At 64.2% G+C, this 15,779-nt stretch carries 19 protein-coding genes; 6 read left to right on the forward strand and 13 right to left on the reverse strand.

Annotated elements, in window-relative coordinates:
- The first annotated feature begins 24 nt into the window (after positions 1-24).
- The 5 genes from XH88_RS13285 to XH88_RS13305 all read left to right on the forward strand — a co-directional run bounded on the left by XH88_RS13285 (position 25) and on the right by XH88_RS13305 (position 2,663).
- Positions 25-399 carry an AtpZ/AtpI family protein gene (locus XH88_RS13285; protein WP_271668739.1) on the forward strand — a complete coding sequence of 125 codons (375 nt, stop codon included), beginning with the start codon at positions 25-27 and terminating at the stop codon, positions 397-399.
- 114 nt (positions 400-513) lie between these two features.
- Positions 514-1,263, forward strand: a complete 750-nt coding sequence (locus XH88_RS13290) for a F0F1 ATP synthase subunit A (RefSeq protein WP_271668740.1) — start codon at positions 514-516, stop codon at positions 1,261-1,263.
- A 53-nt stretch (positions 1,264-1,316) separates the two neighbouring features.
- Positions 1,317-1,544 carry a F0F1 ATP synthase subunit C gene (locus tag XH88_RS13295; RefSeq protein WP_092289028.1) on the forward strand — a complete coding sequence of 76 codons (228 nt, stop codon included), beginning with the start codon at positions 1,317-1,319 and terminating at the stop codon, positions 1,542-1,544.
- A 61-nt stretch (positions 1,545-1,605) separates the two neighbouring features.
- On the forward strand, positions 1,606-2,172 hold the full coding sequence (locus tag XH88_RS13300; protein ID WP_271668741.1) for a F0F1 ATP synthase subunit B: 567 nt from the start codon (positions 1,606-1,608) through the stop codon (positions 2,170-2,172).
- 5 nt (positions 2,173-2,177) lie between these two features.
- Entirely contained in the window at positions 2,178-2,663 is a 486-nt protein-coding gene (locus XH88_RS13305) for a F0F1 ATP synthase subunit B family protein (RefSeq protein ID WP_271668742.1), read from the forward strand.
- A 176-nt stretch (positions 2,664-2,839) separates the two neighbouring features.
- Here the strand turns inward: XH88_RS13305 and XH88_RS13310 are convergent, their stop codons facing one another.
- The 5 genes from XH88_RS13310 to XH88_RS13330 form a co-directional block, all read right to left on the reverse strand.
- Positions 2,840-3,493, reverse strand: coding sequence for a hypothetical protein (locus XH88_RS13310; protein ID WP_271668743.1), 654 nt, complete (start codon positions 3,491-3,493; stop codon positions 2,840-2,842).
- A gap of 120 nt (positions 3,494-3,613) precedes the next feature.
- Entirely contained in the window at positions 3,614-4,201 is a 588-nt protein-coding gene (locus tag XH88_RS13315; protein WP_063197874.1) for a GNAT family N-acetyltransferase, read from the reverse strand.
- Positions 4,202-4,241: 40 nt separating this feature from the next.
- Positions 4,242-5,531 (reverse strand): M16 family metallopeptidase, encoded by a 1,290-nt coding sequence (locus XH88_RS13320; RefSeq protein WP_271668744.1) that lies wholly within the window; start codon positions 5,529-5,531, stop codon positions 4,242-4,244.
- Positions 5,528-6,946 carry a threonine synthase gene (gene thrC, locus XH88_RS13325; RefSeq protein ID WP_271668745.1) on the reverse strand — a complete coding sequence of 473 codons (1,419 nt, stop codon included), beginning with the start codon at positions 6,944-6,946 and terminating at the stop codon, positions 5,528-5,530. The genes XH88_RS13320 and thrC overlap by 4 nt, the downstream gene beginning before the upstream one ends.
- Before the next feature lie 550 nt (positions 6,947-7,496).
- Positions 7,497-8,141: a response regulator transcription factor gene (locus XH88_RS13330; protein WP_271668746.1), complete on the reverse strand. Its 645-nt coding sequence runs from the start codon at positions 8,139-8,141 to the stop codon at positions 7,497-7,499.
- A gap of 86 nt (positions 8,142-8,227) precedes the next feature.
- Between XH88_RS13330 and XH88_RS13335 the strand changes: the two genes are divergently transcribed.
- Positions 8,228-9,568: a histidine kinase gene (locus tag XH88_RS13335; RefSeq protein WP_271668747.1), complete on the forward strand. Its 1,341-nt coding sequence runs from the start codon at positions 8,228-8,230 to the stop codon at positions 9,566-9,568.
- Between the two features lie 31 nt (positions 9,569-9,599).
- On the opposite strand, the gene XH88_RS13340 is transcribed toward XH88_RS13335, so the two are convergent.
- From XH88_RS13340 to ctaD, 8 genes are all read right to left on the reverse strand, one after another.
- On the reverse strand, positions 9,600-9,965 hold the full coding sequence (locus tag XH88_RS13340) for a nuclear transport factor 2 family protein (protein WP_271668748.1): 366 nt from the start codon (positions 9,963-9,965) through the stop codon (positions 9,600-9,602).
- 116 nt (positions 9,966-10,081) lie between these two features.
- Entirely contained in the window at positions 10,082-10,834 is a 753-nt protein-coding gene (locus XH88_RS13345) for an SURF1 family protein (RefSeq protein WP_271668749.1), read from the reverse strand.
- Entirely contained in the window at positions 10,831-11,232 is a 402-nt protein-coding gene (locus tag XH88_RS13350) for a DUF983 domain-containing protein (protein WP_271668750.1), read from the reverse strand. Before XH88_RS13350 ends, XH88_RS13345 begins: the two co-directional genes overlap by 4 nt.
- A gap of 96 nt (positions 11,233-11,328) precedes the next feature.
- Positions 11,329-12,225 (reverse strand): cytochrome c oxidase subunit 3, encoded by an 897-nt coding sequence (locus XH88_RS13355; RefSeq protein ID WP_271668751.1) that lies wholly within the window; start codon positions 12,223-12,225, stop codon positions 11,329-11,331.
- 63 nt (positions 12,226-12,288) lie between these two features.
- The gene (locus XH88_RS13360; protein WP_271668752.1) at positions 12,289-12,945 is read right to left on the reverse strand and encodes a cytochrome c oxidase assembly protein; all 657 of its coding nucleotides are present in this window, start codon (positions 12,943-12,945) and stop codon (positions 12,289-12,291) included.
- Positions 12,946-12,948: 3 nt separating this feature from the next.
- Positions 12,949-13,125: a hypothetical protein gene (locus tag XH88_RS13365; protein WP_063686513.1), complete on the reverse strand. Its 177-nt coding sequence runs from the start codon at positions 13,123-13,125 to the stop codon at positions 12,949-12,951.
- A complete protein-coding gene (locus XH88_RS13370; RefSeq protein ID WP_271668753.1) occupies positions 13,122-14,066 on the reverse strand; it encodes a heme o synthase in 945 nt (314 codons plus the stop codon). The genes XH88_RS13365 and XH88_RS13370 overlap by 4 nt, the downstream gene beginning before the upstream one ends.
- 60 nt (positions 14,067-14,126) lie before the next feature.
- Complete coding sequence (gene ctaD / locus XH88_RS13375) at positions 14,127-15,746, reverse strand: cytochrome c oxidase subunit I (protein WP_271668754.1); 1,620 nt, start codon at positions 15,744-15,746, stop codon at positions 14,127-14,129.
- Positions 15,747-15,779 lie beyond the last annotated feature (33 nt).

Raw genomic sequence — 15,779 nt, forward strand, 5'->3', positions numbered from 1 at the left:
CGCAGCGTTTCGGGTCTTCGTGGCATGGCTCAAGACACGGGACACAGCGAGAATGGAGATCGCGATAGATCGCCCGAGGAAGCTGCGCTTTCCGAACGGCTCGGAAATCTTGATCAGCGGTTGTCCGAATTACGCGGCCGCCACATCAAGACTGAGCAACCCGCAGGTGACGGTGGAGACGGAGCGGCCAGAGCCTCGGCGATGGCGCTTGGTTTTCGGTTATCCTCCGAGTTGATCGCCGGGGTCGTGGTCGGAGCGGGGATTGGCTGGGGTTTCGACCGTTTGCTGTCGACGTCGCCTTTCGGATTTATCGTGTTCACGCTGCTGGGCTTCGTGGCCGGCGTGGTGAATGTGGTGAGATCGGCGGGCGCGGGTCAGAACAGGCGCGGTGGTTCTTGAGGCCGATCCTCATCGTTGAGGAGTTGATCGCACCGGTTTCGCCGGTGCGGGCCGGCCCGGCCGGCAGACCAAGACCAGCCGGCATTGCCCGGCAGACCAAGAGATGCCGCGCCGATGAAAATCGATCCGATCCACCAGTTCAACATCGAGCCTCTCTTCACGATCGGCCACATCGGCAATCATACGATCGCGTTCACCAATTCGTCGCTCTACATGCTGGTGGCGGTCGCCATCATCTCGATCCTGATGCTGGCCAGCGGCACGCAGCTCGTTCCCGGCCGCCTGCAATCGGTCGCTGAGATTTCCTACGAGTTCGTCGCCTCGACCATCCGTTCGACGGCCGGCGCGGAAGGCATGAAGTTCTTTCCGCTGGTGTTCTCGCTGTTCATGTTCCTCTGCGTCTCGAACCTGGTCGGCGTCATCCCCTATACCTTCACGATCGCGAGCCATCTGATCGTCACCGTGGCGCTGGCGCTCCTGGTCTTCTTCACGGTGCTGATCTACGGCGTCGCCAAGAACGGCCTGAAGTTCTTCAAGATTTTCGTTCCTCACGGCGTCCCCGGCTACATCCTGCCGCTGGTCATGTTCATCGAGGTCCTGTCGTTCTTCCTGCGGCCGGTCTCCCACAGCGTCCGTCTGTTCGCCAACATGCTGGCCGGCCACATCGCGCTGAAAGTGTTCGCGGGTTTCGTCGCCATGCTCGGCTTCTCGCTCGGCGCCATCGGCTGGGTCGGCGGCGTGCTGCCGCTGGCGCTCACGATCTCGCTGTACGCTCTCGAGATCCTGGTCGCGTTCCTGCAGGCCTATGTGTTTGCGATCCTGACCTGCATCTACCTCAACGACGCCATTCATCCGGGACACTGAGCGGTCCTGGGAATTTCCACCCACAACCCTATCTTTCTTTCAAGGAGCCTAAAATGGACGCGACAGCAGCAAAACTCATCGGCGCGGGCATCGCGTGCATCGGCATGGGCGGTGCGGGCGTCGGCGTGGGCGTGATCTTCGGCAACTACCTCGCCGCTGCCGTCCGCAATCCGTCGGCCGCGCAGGGCCAGTTCGGCAACCTGATCTTCGGCTTCGCCGTGACCGAAGCGCTCGGCATCTTCTCGCTGCTGATCGCGCTGCTTCTGCTGTTCGTTTTCTGAAGAACGACTTCTTTCGCGCCGCTTCATCCGAAGCGGCGCGTGACAGCAACAGGAGTACTCCATGGCCGAGAGTCATGGCGAGGCGAAAGGTCCCGAGACCGGCGCCCACACCGAAGCCGACGGCGGTCATCACAGCGGCGCGTTTCCGCCGTTCGAGAGCAGCACCTTCGCTTCGCAGCTGGTGTCGCTCGCGATCTTCTTCGTCGTGCTTTACGTGATCGTGTCCAAGCTCGCTCTGCCGAAGGTCGGCGGTGCGATCGAGGCGCGCCAGAACAGGATCGAGGGTGACCTCGCCGAGGCGCAGACGCTGAAGGATCAGTCCGAAGCGGCGCTGAAGGCCTATGAAGGCGAGCTCGCTTCGGCGCGCTCGCGGGCGCAGGCGATCGGCAACGAATCCCGCGACCAGGCGAATGCGCAGGCGGAAGCCGAGCGCAAGACCCTGGAAGAGCAGCTGGCGAAGAAGCTCGCCGAGGCGGAAAAAACCATCGCCTCGACCCGTGCGACCGCCATGAGCAACGTCCGCGGCATTGCGGCCGATGCGGCCGGCACCATCGTCCAGCAGCTCACCGGCGTCGTTCCGGATGCAGCGTCGGTCAATGCTGCCGTTGATGCGTCCTTGAAGGGTTAGTCGACATGTTCTTCGATCCTGAAACCTGGGTCGCCATCGCCTTCGTCGTCCTGATGGTCGTGTTCGGCTATCTCGGGGTCTTCAAGAAGGCGGTGGCTGCGCTCGATCATCGCGCCGAACGCATCAAGGCCGAACTCGACGACGCGATGCGCCTCAAGCAGGAAGCCGCCAAGGTGCTTGCGGACTACAAGGCGCGCAGCGCTGCGGCCGAACGCGAGGCCGCCGACATCATCGCCAATGCCAAGTCCGAAGCCGAGCGCATCGCGACCGAGGCGAAGGCGAAGATGGAAGACTTCGTCGCCCGCCGCACCAAGACCGCGGAGAGCAAGATCGCGCTCGCCGAGGCCCAGGCGCTGGCCGACGTCCGCGCCGCAGCCGCGGAAGCCGCCGTCCAGGCCGCCTCCACGATCCTGTCGCAGTCGGTCAAGGGCCAGGTCGCCGACGATCTGCTCGCCAAGGGCATCACCGAGGTTCGCCAGAAGCTGAACTGAGGGCAGACGCCTCACCAATCAAAAAGCCGGCGCGATGAGCGCCGGCTTTTTTGATTTGGACTGGATCTCTCATCGTTGTCACGGCCGGGCTTGTCCCGGCCATCCACGTTCTTTTCAGGTCGTGACCGAAACGTCGATGCCCGGACCAAGCCCGCGCATGACGGCCTTCGCAAATTCTAGCGCTGTTTCTTCTTCCGCGGCTTCGGCTCCGGCGACAGCGCCTGCGGGTCGAATCCGACATAGAAGATGTAGGAATCGGCGACTGCGGCCGACGGCACCGGATAGGACAGGTCCTCGGCGACGAAGGTGAACGGCACGCTGCCGTCCTCGGACATCTGGACCGTGGTCCGATAGGCCTTCGAGGCGATCACCTTCTCGCCGACGCCGCCCTGCACCACGGCGACGCGCAGGGGAACCTCGACCGTGGGAGGCGCGCCGGCGGGCCCTGCGATGACGCGGCCCTGAATGCCGATGTGCGCGGTGATCTCGCCGCCGTTGCGAACGCATTCACGTGCCATCTTGGTGATCGAGGCCTGGAAGCGCACGTCGTTGCCGACGGCGGGCTTGCCGGTCGCTCCCACGCCATAGGTCGAGGCACCGGCGCGCACCGTGACCTGCGGGCACTCAAGGTCGTCATCGACCGGCTGGCCCGGTGCAGGCGCCGGCTTGGGCTGGGCAGGCTCGTCCGATTTGCCGCCGAACAGGCTCTTGAAGCGATCGGTCAATGACTGCGCGGCAACCGGCGAGACAGCCGCAAATGAAACCGCGAGCGCCAGCGCGATCACCGGGCCCCGCCGCAGCGCATTCCGCAATGATCGAAGCTCATTCATGAACGGCAGTACTCCATGGCAACGTTCCGGCCGATCGGCCGGCCAGCGGGGTTATATCGCCAAAATCGGCGATCCCAAGGCAGCAAAAAGTGGTGATTCCGTCGCGCAGCGGGGTGCGGCTCAGCCGCGGAAATCCTCGTGCAGCAGACCGAACAGCAGGTGGTCCTGCCAGATGCCGTTGATGCAGAGATAGCGGCGCGCCAGCCCTTCGCGGGAGAAGCCGCACTTCTCCAGCACCCGGATCGACGGCGCATTGGTGGGGATGCAGGCGGCCTCGACGCGATGCAGATTGAGCTCGCCGAACAGCGTCGGCAACAGCACCCGCAGCGCCGCCGTCATGTAGCCCCGATGCGCATGGGGCTGGCCGACCCAATAGCCGATCGTGCCGGCCTGAACGATGCCGCGACGGACATTGGCGAGCGTGATGCCGCCGACCATGGCGCCGTCGAGCTCGCGGAAGATCAGAAACGGATAGGAACGGTCCGCCGCGATGTCCTCGGAATAGCGACGCAGGCGGCGGCGGAAGCCGGACCGGGTCAGGTCGTCCGATGGCCAGATCGGTTCCCACGGCGTCAGGTAATCGCGGCTGGTCTCGCGTAAATGCGCCCATTGCAGAAAGTCCGACATCTGTGGCGCGCGCAACAGCAGCCCATTGCCGCGGGGGGCGAGGGCAGCAGGTCCACTGGAGGGCAGGCGAAAGAGGGCCATGGTGATGCTTCCCGGGGCGGACGGTCCGCCAGCGCGGCTCCTAATGCAGCCGCGCCTTGGCGCGCGCCCGGGTCAATCCTTCCGCAAAAGACACCGCCGTGTCCAGACCCCTGCCGCTGCCCAACGCGACAACCGCAGGCCGGCTGCGCGAAAGCAGCGCACGCGCCGCATCGCGGGTTGATTCGATGCTGACGGCGTCGATCCGGGCCACCAGCTCCTGCACCGTCTGCGGCCGTCCATAGGCCAGCACGTGCCGGGCGAGCTGCTCGGCGCGTGACGAGCAGCTCTCCAGCGCCATCAACAGACCCGCCTTCATCTGCGCCTTGGCCCGTGCAATCTCGGCCTCGGTCAGCGTCTCCACCGAATCATTCATGATGTCGACCACGACCTCCATCATCTCCGGCGCGTCGGCCGGATCGGTGCCGGTGTAGAGACCGAAGAAGCCGGTGTCGGTATAGGGCGCGTGGAAGGTGTAGATGGAGTAGCAGAGGCCGCGCTTCTCGCGCACTTCCTGGAACAGCCGCGACGACATCCCGCCGCCGAGGATGTTGGTGAAGACCTGGAGCGAGAACAGCGACAGGTCGGTCTGCGGCACACCTTCCAGCGCCAGCGTCAGATGCGCCTGTTCCAGCTCGCGATGCACGACCTTGGCGCCGCCCTTGCCGAACCGGGCTGCCTGTGGCTTCGGCCCCGGCGTTGCCTCGAAACTCGCAAAGCGCCTCTCGGCCTCGGCGACGACCTGCTCGTGGTCGACGGCACCGGCCGCCGCCACCACCATGTCGGGGCCGCGATAATGCGTCGAGAGATAATTGCGCAGCGAGTCGCGGTTGAAGCTTTTTAGCGTCTTGGCGGTGCCGAGCAGCGAACGCCCCATCGGCTGGTCGGGATAGCAGAGCTCGTTGAGATGCTCGAACACGACGTCGTCGGGCGTGTCCTGGGCCGCGCCGATCTCCTGCACGATGACGTTCTTCTCGCGCTCGAGCTCGTCCGGCTCGAAGGCGGGATTGGCCAGAATGTCGGCGAGCACGTCGAGCGCCAGCGGCACGTCGGCCTTCATCACTCGGGCGTAATAGGATGTCGTCTCGGTCGAGGTGCCGGCATTGAGGTCGCCGCCGACCGCCTCGATCTCCTCCACGATCTCGCGCGAGGAGCGACCGGTCGTCCCCTTGAACGCCATATGCTCGAGCAGATGCGAGATACCATGCTCGTTCGGCTTCTCGTCGCGGCCGCCGACGCCGGCCCAGACGCCGAGCGCGGCGGTCTCGAGGTGCGGCATGTTGTCGGTGACGACGGTGAGGCCGGAGGCAAGCTTGGAGATCTCGACGCTCATCCGACAACTCCCTGTTTTGCGGCGCGGCTGACCGACAGCACGAACCGCTCCACCTCGGACTGATCGTTCTTCATCACCGTCATGTGTTCGGATTTGGTCATGAGACCGTCGAGCCAGGCCGGCAGTTGTGGCCGCTGGCCGCAAGCCGACTCCACGGCGTCAGGGAATTTGGCCGGGTGCGCGGTGGAGAGCACGATGTTGGGCACGGTCGTGTCGGTGGTGTCGCGATCGGCAACCGCGAGCGCCACCGCCGTGTGCGGATCGACGAGCTCGCCGGCCTCGCGCCAGGCGGCGCGGATCGCCGCCGCGGTTTCGGTCTCGTCGGCGCGGCCGGCGTCGAATTCCTCGCGGATCGCGGCCAGCGTCGCATCCGGCAGCACGAAGCGGCCCGACTGCTTGAGCTGCTCCATCAGCCGCCGCACGGCGGGCGCATCGCGCCGGCTCGCTTCGAACAGCAGCCGTTCGAAATTCGAGGAGATCTGGATGTCCATCGAAGGCGAGGCTGTGGCGTGCACTTCGCGCACCTCGTAGATGCCGGTCTTGAGCGTGCGGGCGAGGATATCGTTGACATTGGCGGCGATGCGCAGCGTGCGGACGGGAAGACCCATGCGCTTGGCGACGTAGCCTGCGAAAATATCGCCGAAATTGCCTGTCGGCACGATAAAGTCCACCGCCCGCGCCGGCGCGCCGGCGGCGACCGCGGAGGTGAAATAGTAGACCACCTGCGCGACGATGCGCGCCCAATTGATGGAATTGACGCCGGAGAGCGCGGTCGCATCGCGGAAGCGATGGTTGTTGAACATCCCCTTCACGAGCGCCTGGCAGTCGTCGAAATTGCCCTCAATGGCGAGCGCGCGGACATTGGCGGCGCCCGTCGTCGTCATCATCCGCTGCTGCACCTCGGAGATGCGCTTGTGCGGAAACAGCACGATGAGGTCGACGTTCTCCAAGCCGGCGAAGGCTTCGACCGCGGCGCCGCCGGTGTCGCCAGAGGTGGCGACCACGATCGTGGTGCGCTGGCCGCGCTTGGCCAGCACGTGATCCATCAACCGCGAGATCAGCTGCATCGCCACGTCCTTGAAGGCCAGCGTCGGACCGTGGAACAGCTCCAGCACGAATTGGTGCGGCGACATCTGGCGCAGCGGCACCACGGCCGGATGACGGAAGGTGGCGTAAGCCTCGTTCGCCATGCGGCCGAGCTCGGCGTCCGAAATCTCGCCGCCGACGAACGGCCGGATGACGTCGACTGCGACTTCCCAATAGGGACGACCAAAGAAGCCGGCGATGGTCTCGCGTGAGAGCTGCGGCCAGGTTACCGGCACATACAGGCCGCCGTCGCGGGCAAGCCCGGTCAGCATTACGTCGCAAAAGCCAAGCTCAGGGGCCTCGCCCCGGGTCGAGATGTAACGAGTCAAACTGCCCTCCAAAGGCCGGCCCGACCTGAATCCGGGTCTTAAGCCTTTGATTTTACAATGTTCCTAGTTCGCCATCACAGGCACTTCGGGCACCATAGAGTGTTTTGCGGCATCGGGAAACCGCTTCGCGGCGGCAAGCATGACCAACGAAAAAGGGCTGCAGCAATGCCGCAGCCCTTCTCTTGGAAGGTCTGTCGTTGATGTGTGCAGACCCGGTTTAGTGCGTTGGGGCGCCTGCCCCCGGAAATCGTTGGTTCGAGCTATCGTCGCCTGTCGTGAGATCGTCAAGGACAAAAAACGGCGCGCGTCGCCAAATGTTCCTGTTTTTCCCGAAATGAGTCGTCGGCATTGACAATCAAACTCGCCGCCGCACCACTGCATTACCGATCTTTCCCGCAACGCTGCATTGAACACGGAACGAACGCTTCGTCGGTCCATTGTGTCGGCGGATCGGGGTAGCCGTCGTCCATGCATTGCCCGGACAGCGGCAGCGCCGATCCGTCGGCCGAGCCGGATGCATCCTGGAGCAACCGGCTCGGTCCCTGCGGGGTCAATTCATGCCGATTTCCACCGCAATCCGGATCAGGTCGGAATGGTTTTTGGCGCCGAGCTTCTGCTTGAGCAATGAGGTGGTGTTGGCGACGGTCTTGTAGGAAATGCCGAGCGCCCCGGCCACTTCGACGATCTTGTTGCCGCGCCCGAGCAGGCGGAGGATTTCGAGCTCCCGCGGCGTCATCTGCGAGGCCGGATTGGCCTTGATCGCAGCGCCGGAGAAGGTCACGGCCTCCGCAAGCTGCGGCGAAATGAAATGGTCGCCCGCAACCACCTTGCGCACGGCCTTGAGCAGGATGCGGGGATCGTCGCCCTTGGAGACGTAGCCCTGCGCCCCGAGCTCCACCGCGCGCACCACGAAGGCCGGATCGTCGTTCATGCTGAACATGATGATCTTCGCGTCCGGGTCGTCCTTGCGGATCCGCCGCATCAACTCGAAACCGGAGAGGTCGGGCAGGTTGATATCGATCACGGTCACGTCGGGGCGCTTGCTGATATAGGCCCGGTGTCCGGATTTGGCGTCGCTCGCCTCGTCGATCCGGATCGAATGATCGGACGCAAACAGGGTGCGACACCCCGACAGCACCACGGGGTGATCGTCGACGATGAGAACCTTGGTCGCCGGTTTGGCGGTATCTTGCATTGCGCGCTCTCTGTTTTGTCGACTCATAGACCGGCGGGAACAAATGGAAAGAGAAAATTCCGTCGATGCGCGTTAGAATTGACCTAATGTGGCAACGGCTCTCATTCAGGACTCAACTGTTTCTTCCGCTCGGACTGAGCTTCGTCGCCGCGCTGGTCCTGAGCGGCGTGCTGCTCCAGGCATTTGCCACCGGTCAGCTGGCCGAGGAGAGCGAGCCCGGCCGACGCTCGACTCAGACGATCGCTGTCGCACTCAACAGCGCGCTCGGCGCCTCCGACAATCCAGGGAAGGTGCTGGACGCATTCGTCCAATCCCTGGATCCCACCTCTGATATTCAATTCCGGCCGGTGGACGCGGGTCCTGTGCTCTCCGCGAAGGAGGGCCTGCGCGATGTGCATGGCGTGCCGCGATGGTTCGTGGACCTGATCGCCCTTCGTGACGAGGGTGCGACATCTCCCGTCATGATCGAGGGCAGGCATGTCGGTGACATCGTCTTCATGCCCGATCTCTCCGCCGACCTGTTCGAGAAATGGATCGGCTTTCTGGCGCTGGTGAGCCTCGCCGCAGTGCTGATGGTGCTGACCGGATTGATCGCCTATTTCTTTGCAGGTGCCGCGCTTCGGCCGCTGCAAAACCTCGGCGCCGGCCTGACCCGAATCCGGCGCGGCGATTATGCGACGCCGATCCCGATCGCGGGGCCGCCGGAAATCCGACAAAGCTGCGAGGAGGCCAATGCGCTGGCAACGACGCTCGCGCAATTGAGTCGGGACAATCGCGATCTCTTGCACCGGCTCGTGTCGCTCCAGGACGATGAGCGGCGCGATCTCGCTCGCGAGCTGCATGACGAGCTCGGCCCGCTGCTGTTCAGCATCCGCGCCGGCACGATCGCGCTGGGCGAAGCTTCACCGCAAGCGGGACATCTCGGCAGTTCCGTAAAGGAGGTGATGCGATCGGTCGAGACGCTCCAGCAGACCAACCGCCGCATCCTCGACCGGCTGCGGCCGCTCTACATCGAGGAACTGGGTCTCGAAGGCAGCGTCCAGACGCTGCTCCGGAATTTTCGCAGGCAGTCGCCTCATATCGGTCTCACCACGACGATCGATCCCGGCCTCGACAGGATCGAGGGTCCGCTGGCCCAGACCGTCTACCGCGTGATTCAGGAGGCGTTGACCAACGTGCTGCGCCACGCCAGAGCAAGCAATGCTCATGTGGAGGCGGCGATATCAGGCGCTGCGCTCAGCATCGAAGTCTCCGATGATGGCGGCGGCTTTCCCGCCGACAATGTCTTCGGCCGCGGTCTGACCGGCATGCATGAACGCGTGCGCGCGCTCAGTGGATCTCTTTCACTGCTGCGCGCGGACGAACGAACCTATGTTCGCTGTCGCCTGCCGATGGAAACGGGGCGAGACGGGCCGCCATCAACCTAGAGCCCCGTTCCGATGGAAAGCTCGAAACGCCCTAGCAGACGCAGCCGTCGTGGGAGGCCTGCTGCGCCGGTTCGCACAGCGTCCCGTGGATCTTGCCGTCTGCACTGAAGCGAAACGAGGCGCGGATGCGCAGCGAACCCGCGACGGAAAATTCGAGATCGACGCCATTCTGCGCGGGATGGATCTCCTCGAGGCCGAAGCCCGCTGACGAGAAAGCGCTGAGCCTGGGTCCCCAATAGGCTTCGAGCTCGCTCCGGCCGCGATAAAGGCGCGGGCCGTTGCACGTGCACTTCAGTTCGGCATCATCGGCGTAGAGGTCGAGCAGCGTCGCGAGGTCGCCCTTGCGGCAGGCATCCACCCAATCGACAGCAAGTCCCATCTGATCGAAATCGCGCACACCAGCAATCCTGTTTGCCGCGGAGAAAGTCAGAGGCGGCTTAAGATCACCTTCGTGAATAGGCGCTGAATAATAAAGTCCGGACGATCCCGGATCCCGACCGGGAACCTACGGATCTAGGCGGCTCTGCGTCCTCTCATCCAGACGGCGAAGACCACCAGGACCGCGCCCGCAAGCGTGAACCACGTGATGGCGTATTGCAGATGGTCGTCCTTCAGATGCACGTCGAGCGGGCCCGGGCGCGGAATGCCGTTCTCGGGCGCGGGCTGTTCGAGATCGACGTAGAACGGCGCGACCGTGCCCCAACCAAGAGCGTGCGCGATCGCCAGGTGATCGCGCACGAACCACAGCCGCTTGTCCCGGTTCTCCGCCGGCGTCAGCCATCCCGGAGCTTCCGGAAAGCGCAGATAGCCTGACAGCGCGAGGGGCGCACCGGTGACGAGTTTCTTCACCGCGCGATCCTCGACACTGCGATCCTGCATCGTGTTCTCGACGAAGCCCGCATCGATCACGACGATCTCGCCGCCCGGCAGCCGCGCCGGCAGGAAGGCCCAGGTGCCTGGGCCGGACGCGTCCTTGCGCACGGCGGAGCCGGACGAATACACCATCGCATCGGGCGAAGCCGCATAGGTTGCGCTGAAGCTGACGCGGCGAAATTCGTCGCGCGCAGGCGTCAGCGCGCCCCATTGCGCGGGCGGCGGCAGCGCGACAGGTGCTGCCGCAAGGCGCTCGGTGAGAGCCGCAATCAGCGCGTGCTTGGCGGTGCGGCGCTGCAATTGCCAGACACCGAGCGCCACGAAGGCCGCCGTCAGCAGAAGCGTGAACAGCATGAAGCCGGCCGCGCGGGGCTTGCGCGCCGTCTCGTTCATTTCGCGCGGTCGATCAGCCGGCCCGGCGCCGCCTTGTGATGGAATTGCAGCGCGATCAACAGCGATTTCATGGAGCGCAATGGCAGAAGCGTGGTGGCGAGAATCAGCGGCAGCCACAACACGGCATGCAGCCAGAACGGCGGCTGGTACTTGACCTCGACCACGAGTGCACAGCCGACCACGATCGCGCCGGCCAGCATGATGATGAAGATCGCCGGACCATCGCCGGAATCGATGAAGGCATAGTCGAGGCCGCAGCGGTCACAGGACGGCGCCAGAGTCAGGAAGCCCGCATAGAGCTTGCCCTCACCGCAGCGCGGACATTTGCAAGCGAGGCCCCGCAGCGCGCTCTGCAGGACCGTGGGCTGGGTTTCGGAAGTGCCGACGGGTTCATTCATGATCTGCAAGCCTATCACAGTTTCGGCCAAGGCTCGGCCGCTGAAAGCGAAAGGGCGGCCTTGCGGCCGCCCTTTGCCAATCGAGCTGTCGCAAGCTCAATGCGCGCCGTGGGCCATGGTCTCGGCGCCGTGTCCCCAGACATAAATGCACAGGAACAGGAACAGCCAGACCACGTCGACGAAGTGCCAATACCACGCCGCGAACTCGAAGCCGAGGTGCTGCTTCGGCGTGAAGTGGCCGGCATAGGCGCGCGCCAGGCAGACGATCAGGAAGATGGTACCAACCAGCACGTGGAAGCCGTGGAAGCCCGTCGCCATGAAGAAGGTCGCGCCGTAGACGTTGCCGGCAAACGAGAACGCCGCATGGCTGTACTCATAGGCCTGCACGCAGGTGAAGGTCGCGCCCAGGAGGATGGTGAGGATCAGGCCGTACTTCAGACCCTGCCGGTCGTTTTCCAGCAGCGCGTGGTGCGCCCAGGTGACCGTGGTGCCTGATGTCAGCAGGATCAGCGTGTTGAGCAGCGGCAGATGCCAGGGATCGAAGGTCTCGATGCCGTGGGGCGGCCAGGTGCCCGGCACCGAGCAGGCGCCGGGTTGGGTGCCGAGGCCACAGCCGAACACCGCATCACGGGTGGCGTGGACGGCGTCGGCCGGAAACAGCGCGGAATTGAAATAGGCCCAGAACCAGGCGACGAAGAACATCACCTCGGAGGCGATGAACAGGATCATGCCGTAGCGGTGATGCAGCTGCACGACGCGGGTGTGGTCGCCCTTGTACTGGGCTTCCTTGATCACGTCGCCCCACCAGCTCGCCATGGTGTAGAGCACGCCGACGGTGCCGACACCGAACACGATCGGCGCGGCCGAGAACATGTGGTGCATCCAGGAGATCGCACCGACCGCCATGATGAAGGCCGAGACGGAGCCGACCGCCGGCCACGGAGAGGGATCGACCAGATGGTAGTCGTGATGCTTGCCTTGCGCCGTAGCCATTGCGGTCTGTCTCCTCAATCCCGTGCCTATCAGGCACTTATCCCCTTGTTCCAACCCAGAGCGTCAACCCGGCGGCTGGAGATTTCCCTTGCGTTTGTCGTCATCGCCGGATGCGAGCGGCTTCACCACCGGATCCTTCACGGGATAGAACGTGTAGGACAATGTGATCGTGCTCAAGCCGTCATTGTCATGGTCATTGACGATCGACGGATCGACGTAGAACACCACAGGCATCTCGCGCTTCTCGCCGGGCCCCATGGTCTGCTCGCTGAAGCAGAAGCAGTTGATCTTCTGGAAACAGGATCCAACCGTGAGCGGCGCGACGTTGTAGGCGGCCTGCCCTGAGGTGGTGCGCGCGGCCTGGTTGGTCACGGTGTAATAGATCGTGGTGACCTGGCCGATATTGACCTCGGTTTCGGTCTGCTCGGGCGCGAACTTCCAAGGCAGGCCGGGCGCGACGTTGGAATCGAAACGCACCGCGATCTTCCGTGCGATCGGACCGGTGGCGGGCGCCGACTTTGCGACCTGGGTCGTGCCATTGAAGCCGGTGGCGCGGCAGAACCAATTGTAGAACGGCACAGCCGCATAGGATGCGCCGACCATCAGCGCGACCACGCCGCCGCAGATCGAAGCGACCAGCACATCGCGACCCAAGCCCCCTGAACGGCCTTTCCCGGCCGTCCGGCTCTGATCCCGCGATATGGTCGGCTTCTGATCCATCTGTCACATTGGGCGAACGAGAACCGCCGGTCCCTTGACCATGGTGACGGCGAAGAAAAGGACGACGAGCACACCGAGCGCGAGCGCGATTGCGATCGAGCGCTGGCGACGGCTCTTCTTCTGCGCCTCGGTGAGGACGATTCCATCTGGCTCGGGTTTGTCAGCCATCGCCGCGATCACGCGCCCCCAACCATCGGAGCAATCGCCCGCACCACGACCTCGGCCAGCAGGGTCGCGAACAGCGCGAACAGATAAAGGATCGAGAAAGCAAACAGTTTTCGCGTGGCGCGCAGCGACTGGCTGCGCTCGCGACGCATATAGACATTGATCGCGAGCACCAGCATGCCAGCACCAAGGATCAGCGAGACGATGCCATAGACGGCATCGAAATAGCCGAGCGCCCAAGGCGCCGCGGCCACCGCGATCAACACGATGGTGTAGAGCAGGATCTGGAGGCGGGTCGCGTCCGGGCCGGCGACGTTCGGCAGCATCGGAATGCCGGCACGCGCATAATCGTCGGAGCGGAACAGTGCCAGCGCCCAGAAGTGCGGCGGCGTCCAGAAGAAGATGATGGCGAAGAGCAGCAGCGGCTCGACATCGACCCTGCCGGTCACGGCAGCCCAGGCTACCACCGGCGGCAGCGCACCTGCGGCGCCGCCGATCACGATGTTCTGCGCGGTCCAGCGCTTCAGGCCGATCGTGTAGATCACGACATAGAAGAAGATGGTGAAGGCGAGCAGCGCGCCCGCGATCCAGTTGACGAGGATGCCGAGCGTCATCACCGAGAAGAAAGCGAGTGTCATGCCGAACGCCATCGCCTCGGGCCGGGTGATGCGGCCGCGCGGGATCGGACGGTTGGCGGTGCGCGACATCTTGGCGTCGATGTCGCCCTCGAGCGCCATGTTGAGCGCGCCCGAGGCGCCTGCGCCGACCGCGATGCAGAGCAGCGAGGTGATCGCCAGCACAAAGTGGAAGTGCCCGGGCGCCATCGCCATCCCGACCAGCGCGGTGAAGATCACGAGCGACATCACCCGCGGCTTGAGCAGCGCGAGATAGTCGCCGACCTCCGCCTCGGAGATGCGGGGATTGATGTCGATGGCGTTGTGGTCGAGGACGGACACGAATTCAACTCGCTTCCTTATACAGCCGCGGCGCCCGTCTCGGGCGCCGCGGAAGCCGGCTTACTGCACGCGGGGCAGCACTTCGAACTGGTGGAAGGGCGGCGGCGAGGGCAGCGTCCATTCCAGCGTGGTGGCGCCTGCACCCCAGGGATTGTCGCCCGCCGGCACCTTCTTCATGAAGGCGTCGAGCACGCAGTAGAGGAAGATCAGCACGCCGAAGCCGGAGATGTAGGAACCGATCGACGAGACGAAGTTCCAGCCCGCGAACGCATCGGGGTAGTCGACATAACGGCGCGGCATGCCCGACAGGCCCAGGAAGTGCTGCGGGAAGAACACCATGTTGACGCCGACGAACGTGACCCAGAAATGCGCCTTGGCGACGGTCTCGTTGTACATGTAGCCCGACATCTTCGGGAACCAGTAGTAGAAGCCCGCGAAGATCGCGAACACGGCGCCGAGCGACAGCACGTAGTGGAAGTGGGCCACGACGTAGTAGGTGTCCTGGAGCACGCGATCGACGCCGGCGTTCGCCAGCACGACGCCGGTCACGCCACCGACCGTGAACAGGAAGATGAAACCCACCGCCCAGATCATCGGGGCGCGGAACTCGATCGAGCCGCCCCACATCGTGGCGATCCAGGAGAAGATCTTCACGCCGGTCGGAACCGCGATGACCATGGTCGCGGCGACGAAATAGGCCTGCGTCGCCGAGGACATGCCGACCGTGTACATGTGGTGCGCCCACACCACGAAGCCGATGCCGCCGATCGCCACCATGGCGTAGGCCATGCCGAGATAGCCGAACACGGGCTTGCGCGAGAAGGTCGAGACGATCTGGCTGATCATGCCGAAGCCGGGCAGGATCAGGATGTACACCTCGGGGTGACCGAAGAACCAGAACAGGTGCTGGAACAGGACCGGGTCGCCGCCACCGTCAGGCGCGAAGAACGTCGTGCCGAAATTGCGGTCGGTGAGCAGCATGGTGATCGCACCGGCGAGCACCGGCAGCGACAACAGCAGCAGGAACACCGTCACCAGGATCGACCAGACGAACAGCGGCATCTTGTGCAGGGTCATGCCCGGCGCACGCATGTTGAAGATCGTGGTGATGAAGTTGATGGCGCCGAGGATCGACGAGGCGCCCGCCAGATGCAGCGACAGGATCGCGAAGTCGACGGCCGGACCGGGGTGACCGGTGCTCGACAGCGGCACATACATGGTCCAGCCGGCACCGACGCCGTTGGCGCCCGGCTCACCCTCGACGAAGGTCGACAGCAGCAGCAGCGCGAAGGAGGCCGGCAGCAGCCAGAACGAGATGTTGTTCATGCGCGGAAAGGCCATGTCGGGCGCACCGATCATCAGCGGCACGAACCAGTTGCCGAAGCCGCCGATCATCGCGGGCATGACCATGAAGAAGATCATGATCAGACCGTGGGAGGTCACGAACACGTTATAGGTGTGCGTCTCGTGGAATATCTGCACGCCCGGATACATCAACTCGGCACGGATCGCGATCGACATCGCGGCACCGATGATGCCGGCGATGACCGCGAACACCAGGTACATCGTGCCGATGTCCTTGTGGTTGGTCGAATAGACGTAGCGCCGCCATCCGGTCGGATGGGCGTGCTCGTCGTGTCCGTGGGCGTGATCGCCGTGTACCGCTGCGCTCGTTGCCATTTTCAAATCCTGCCTTGCGTCCCATTCGGACCT

The sequence above is a fragment of the Bradyrhizobium sp. CCBAU 51627 genome, from assembly GCF_028128765.1.
In the GTDB taxonomy this organism is placed as follows: Bacteria; Pseudomonadota; Alphaproteobacteria; order Rhizobiales; family Xanthobacteraceae; genus Bradyrhizobium.

Excerpts from the sequence above, each read along its gene's own strand:
- XH88_RS13285 (WP_271668739.1), top strand. The coding sequence starts at position 25 with ATGGCTCAAGACACGGGACACAGCGAGAATGGAGATCGCGATAGATCG.
- XH88_RS13290 (WP_271668740.1), top strand. The coding sequence starts at position 514 with ATGAAAATCGATCCGATCCACCAGTTCAACATCGAGCCTCTCTTCACG.
- XH88_RS13295 (WP_092289028.1), top strand. The coding sequence starts at position 1,317 with ATGGACGCGACAGCAGCAAAACTCATCGGCGCGGGCATCGCGTGCATC.
- XH88_RS13300 (WP_271668741.1), top strand. The coding sequence starts at position 1,606 with ATGGCCGAGAGTCATGGCGAGGCGAAAGGTCCCGAGACCGGCGCCCAC.
- XH88_RS13305 (WP_271668742.1), top strand. The coding sequence starts at position 2,178 with ATGTTCTTCGATCCTGAAACCTGGGTCGCCATCGCCTTCGTCGTCCTG.
- XH88_RS13310 (WP_271668743.1), bottom strand. The coding sequence starts at position 3,493 with ATGAATGAGCTTCGATCATTGCGGAATGCGCTGCGGCGGGGCCCGGTG.
- XH88_RS13315 (WP_063197874.1), bottom strand. The coding sequence starts at position 4,201 with ATGGCCCTCTTTCGCCTGCCCTCCAGTGGACCTGCTGCCCTCGCCCCC.
- XH88_RS13320 (WP_271668744.1), bottom strand. The coding sequence starts at position 5,531 with ATGAGCGTCGAGATCTCCAAGCTTGCCTCCGGCCTCACCGTCGTCACC.
- XH88_RS13330 (WP_271668746.1), bottom strand. The coding sequence starts at position 8,141 with ATGCAAGATACCGCCAAACCGGCGACCAAGGTTCTCATCGTCGACGAT.
- XH88_RS13335 (WP_271668747.1), top strand. The coding sequence starts at position 8,228 with ATGTGGCAACGGCTCTCATTCAGGACTCAACTGTTTCTTCCGCTCGGA.
- XH88_RS13345 (WP_271668749.1), bottom strand. The coding sequence starts at position 10,834 with ATGAACGAGACGGCGCGCAAGCCCCGCGCGGCCGGCTTCATGCTGTTC.
- XH88_RS13350 (WP_271668750.1), bottom strand. The coding sequence starts at position 11,232 with ATGAATGAACCCGTCGGCACTTCCGAAACCCAGCCCACGGTCCTGCAG.
- XH88_RS13355 (WP_271668751.1), bottom strand. The coding sequence starts at position 12,225 with ATGGCTACGGCGCAAGGCAAGCATCACGACTACCATCTGGTCGATCCC.
- XH88_RS13360 (WP_271668752.1), bottom strand. The coding sequence starts at position 12,945 with ATGGATCAGAAGCCGACCATATCGCGGGATCAGAGCCGGACGGCCGGG.
- ctaD (WP_271668754.1), bottom strand. The coding sequence starts at position 15,746 with ATGGCAACGAGCGCAGCGGTACACGGCGATCACGCCCACGGACACGAC.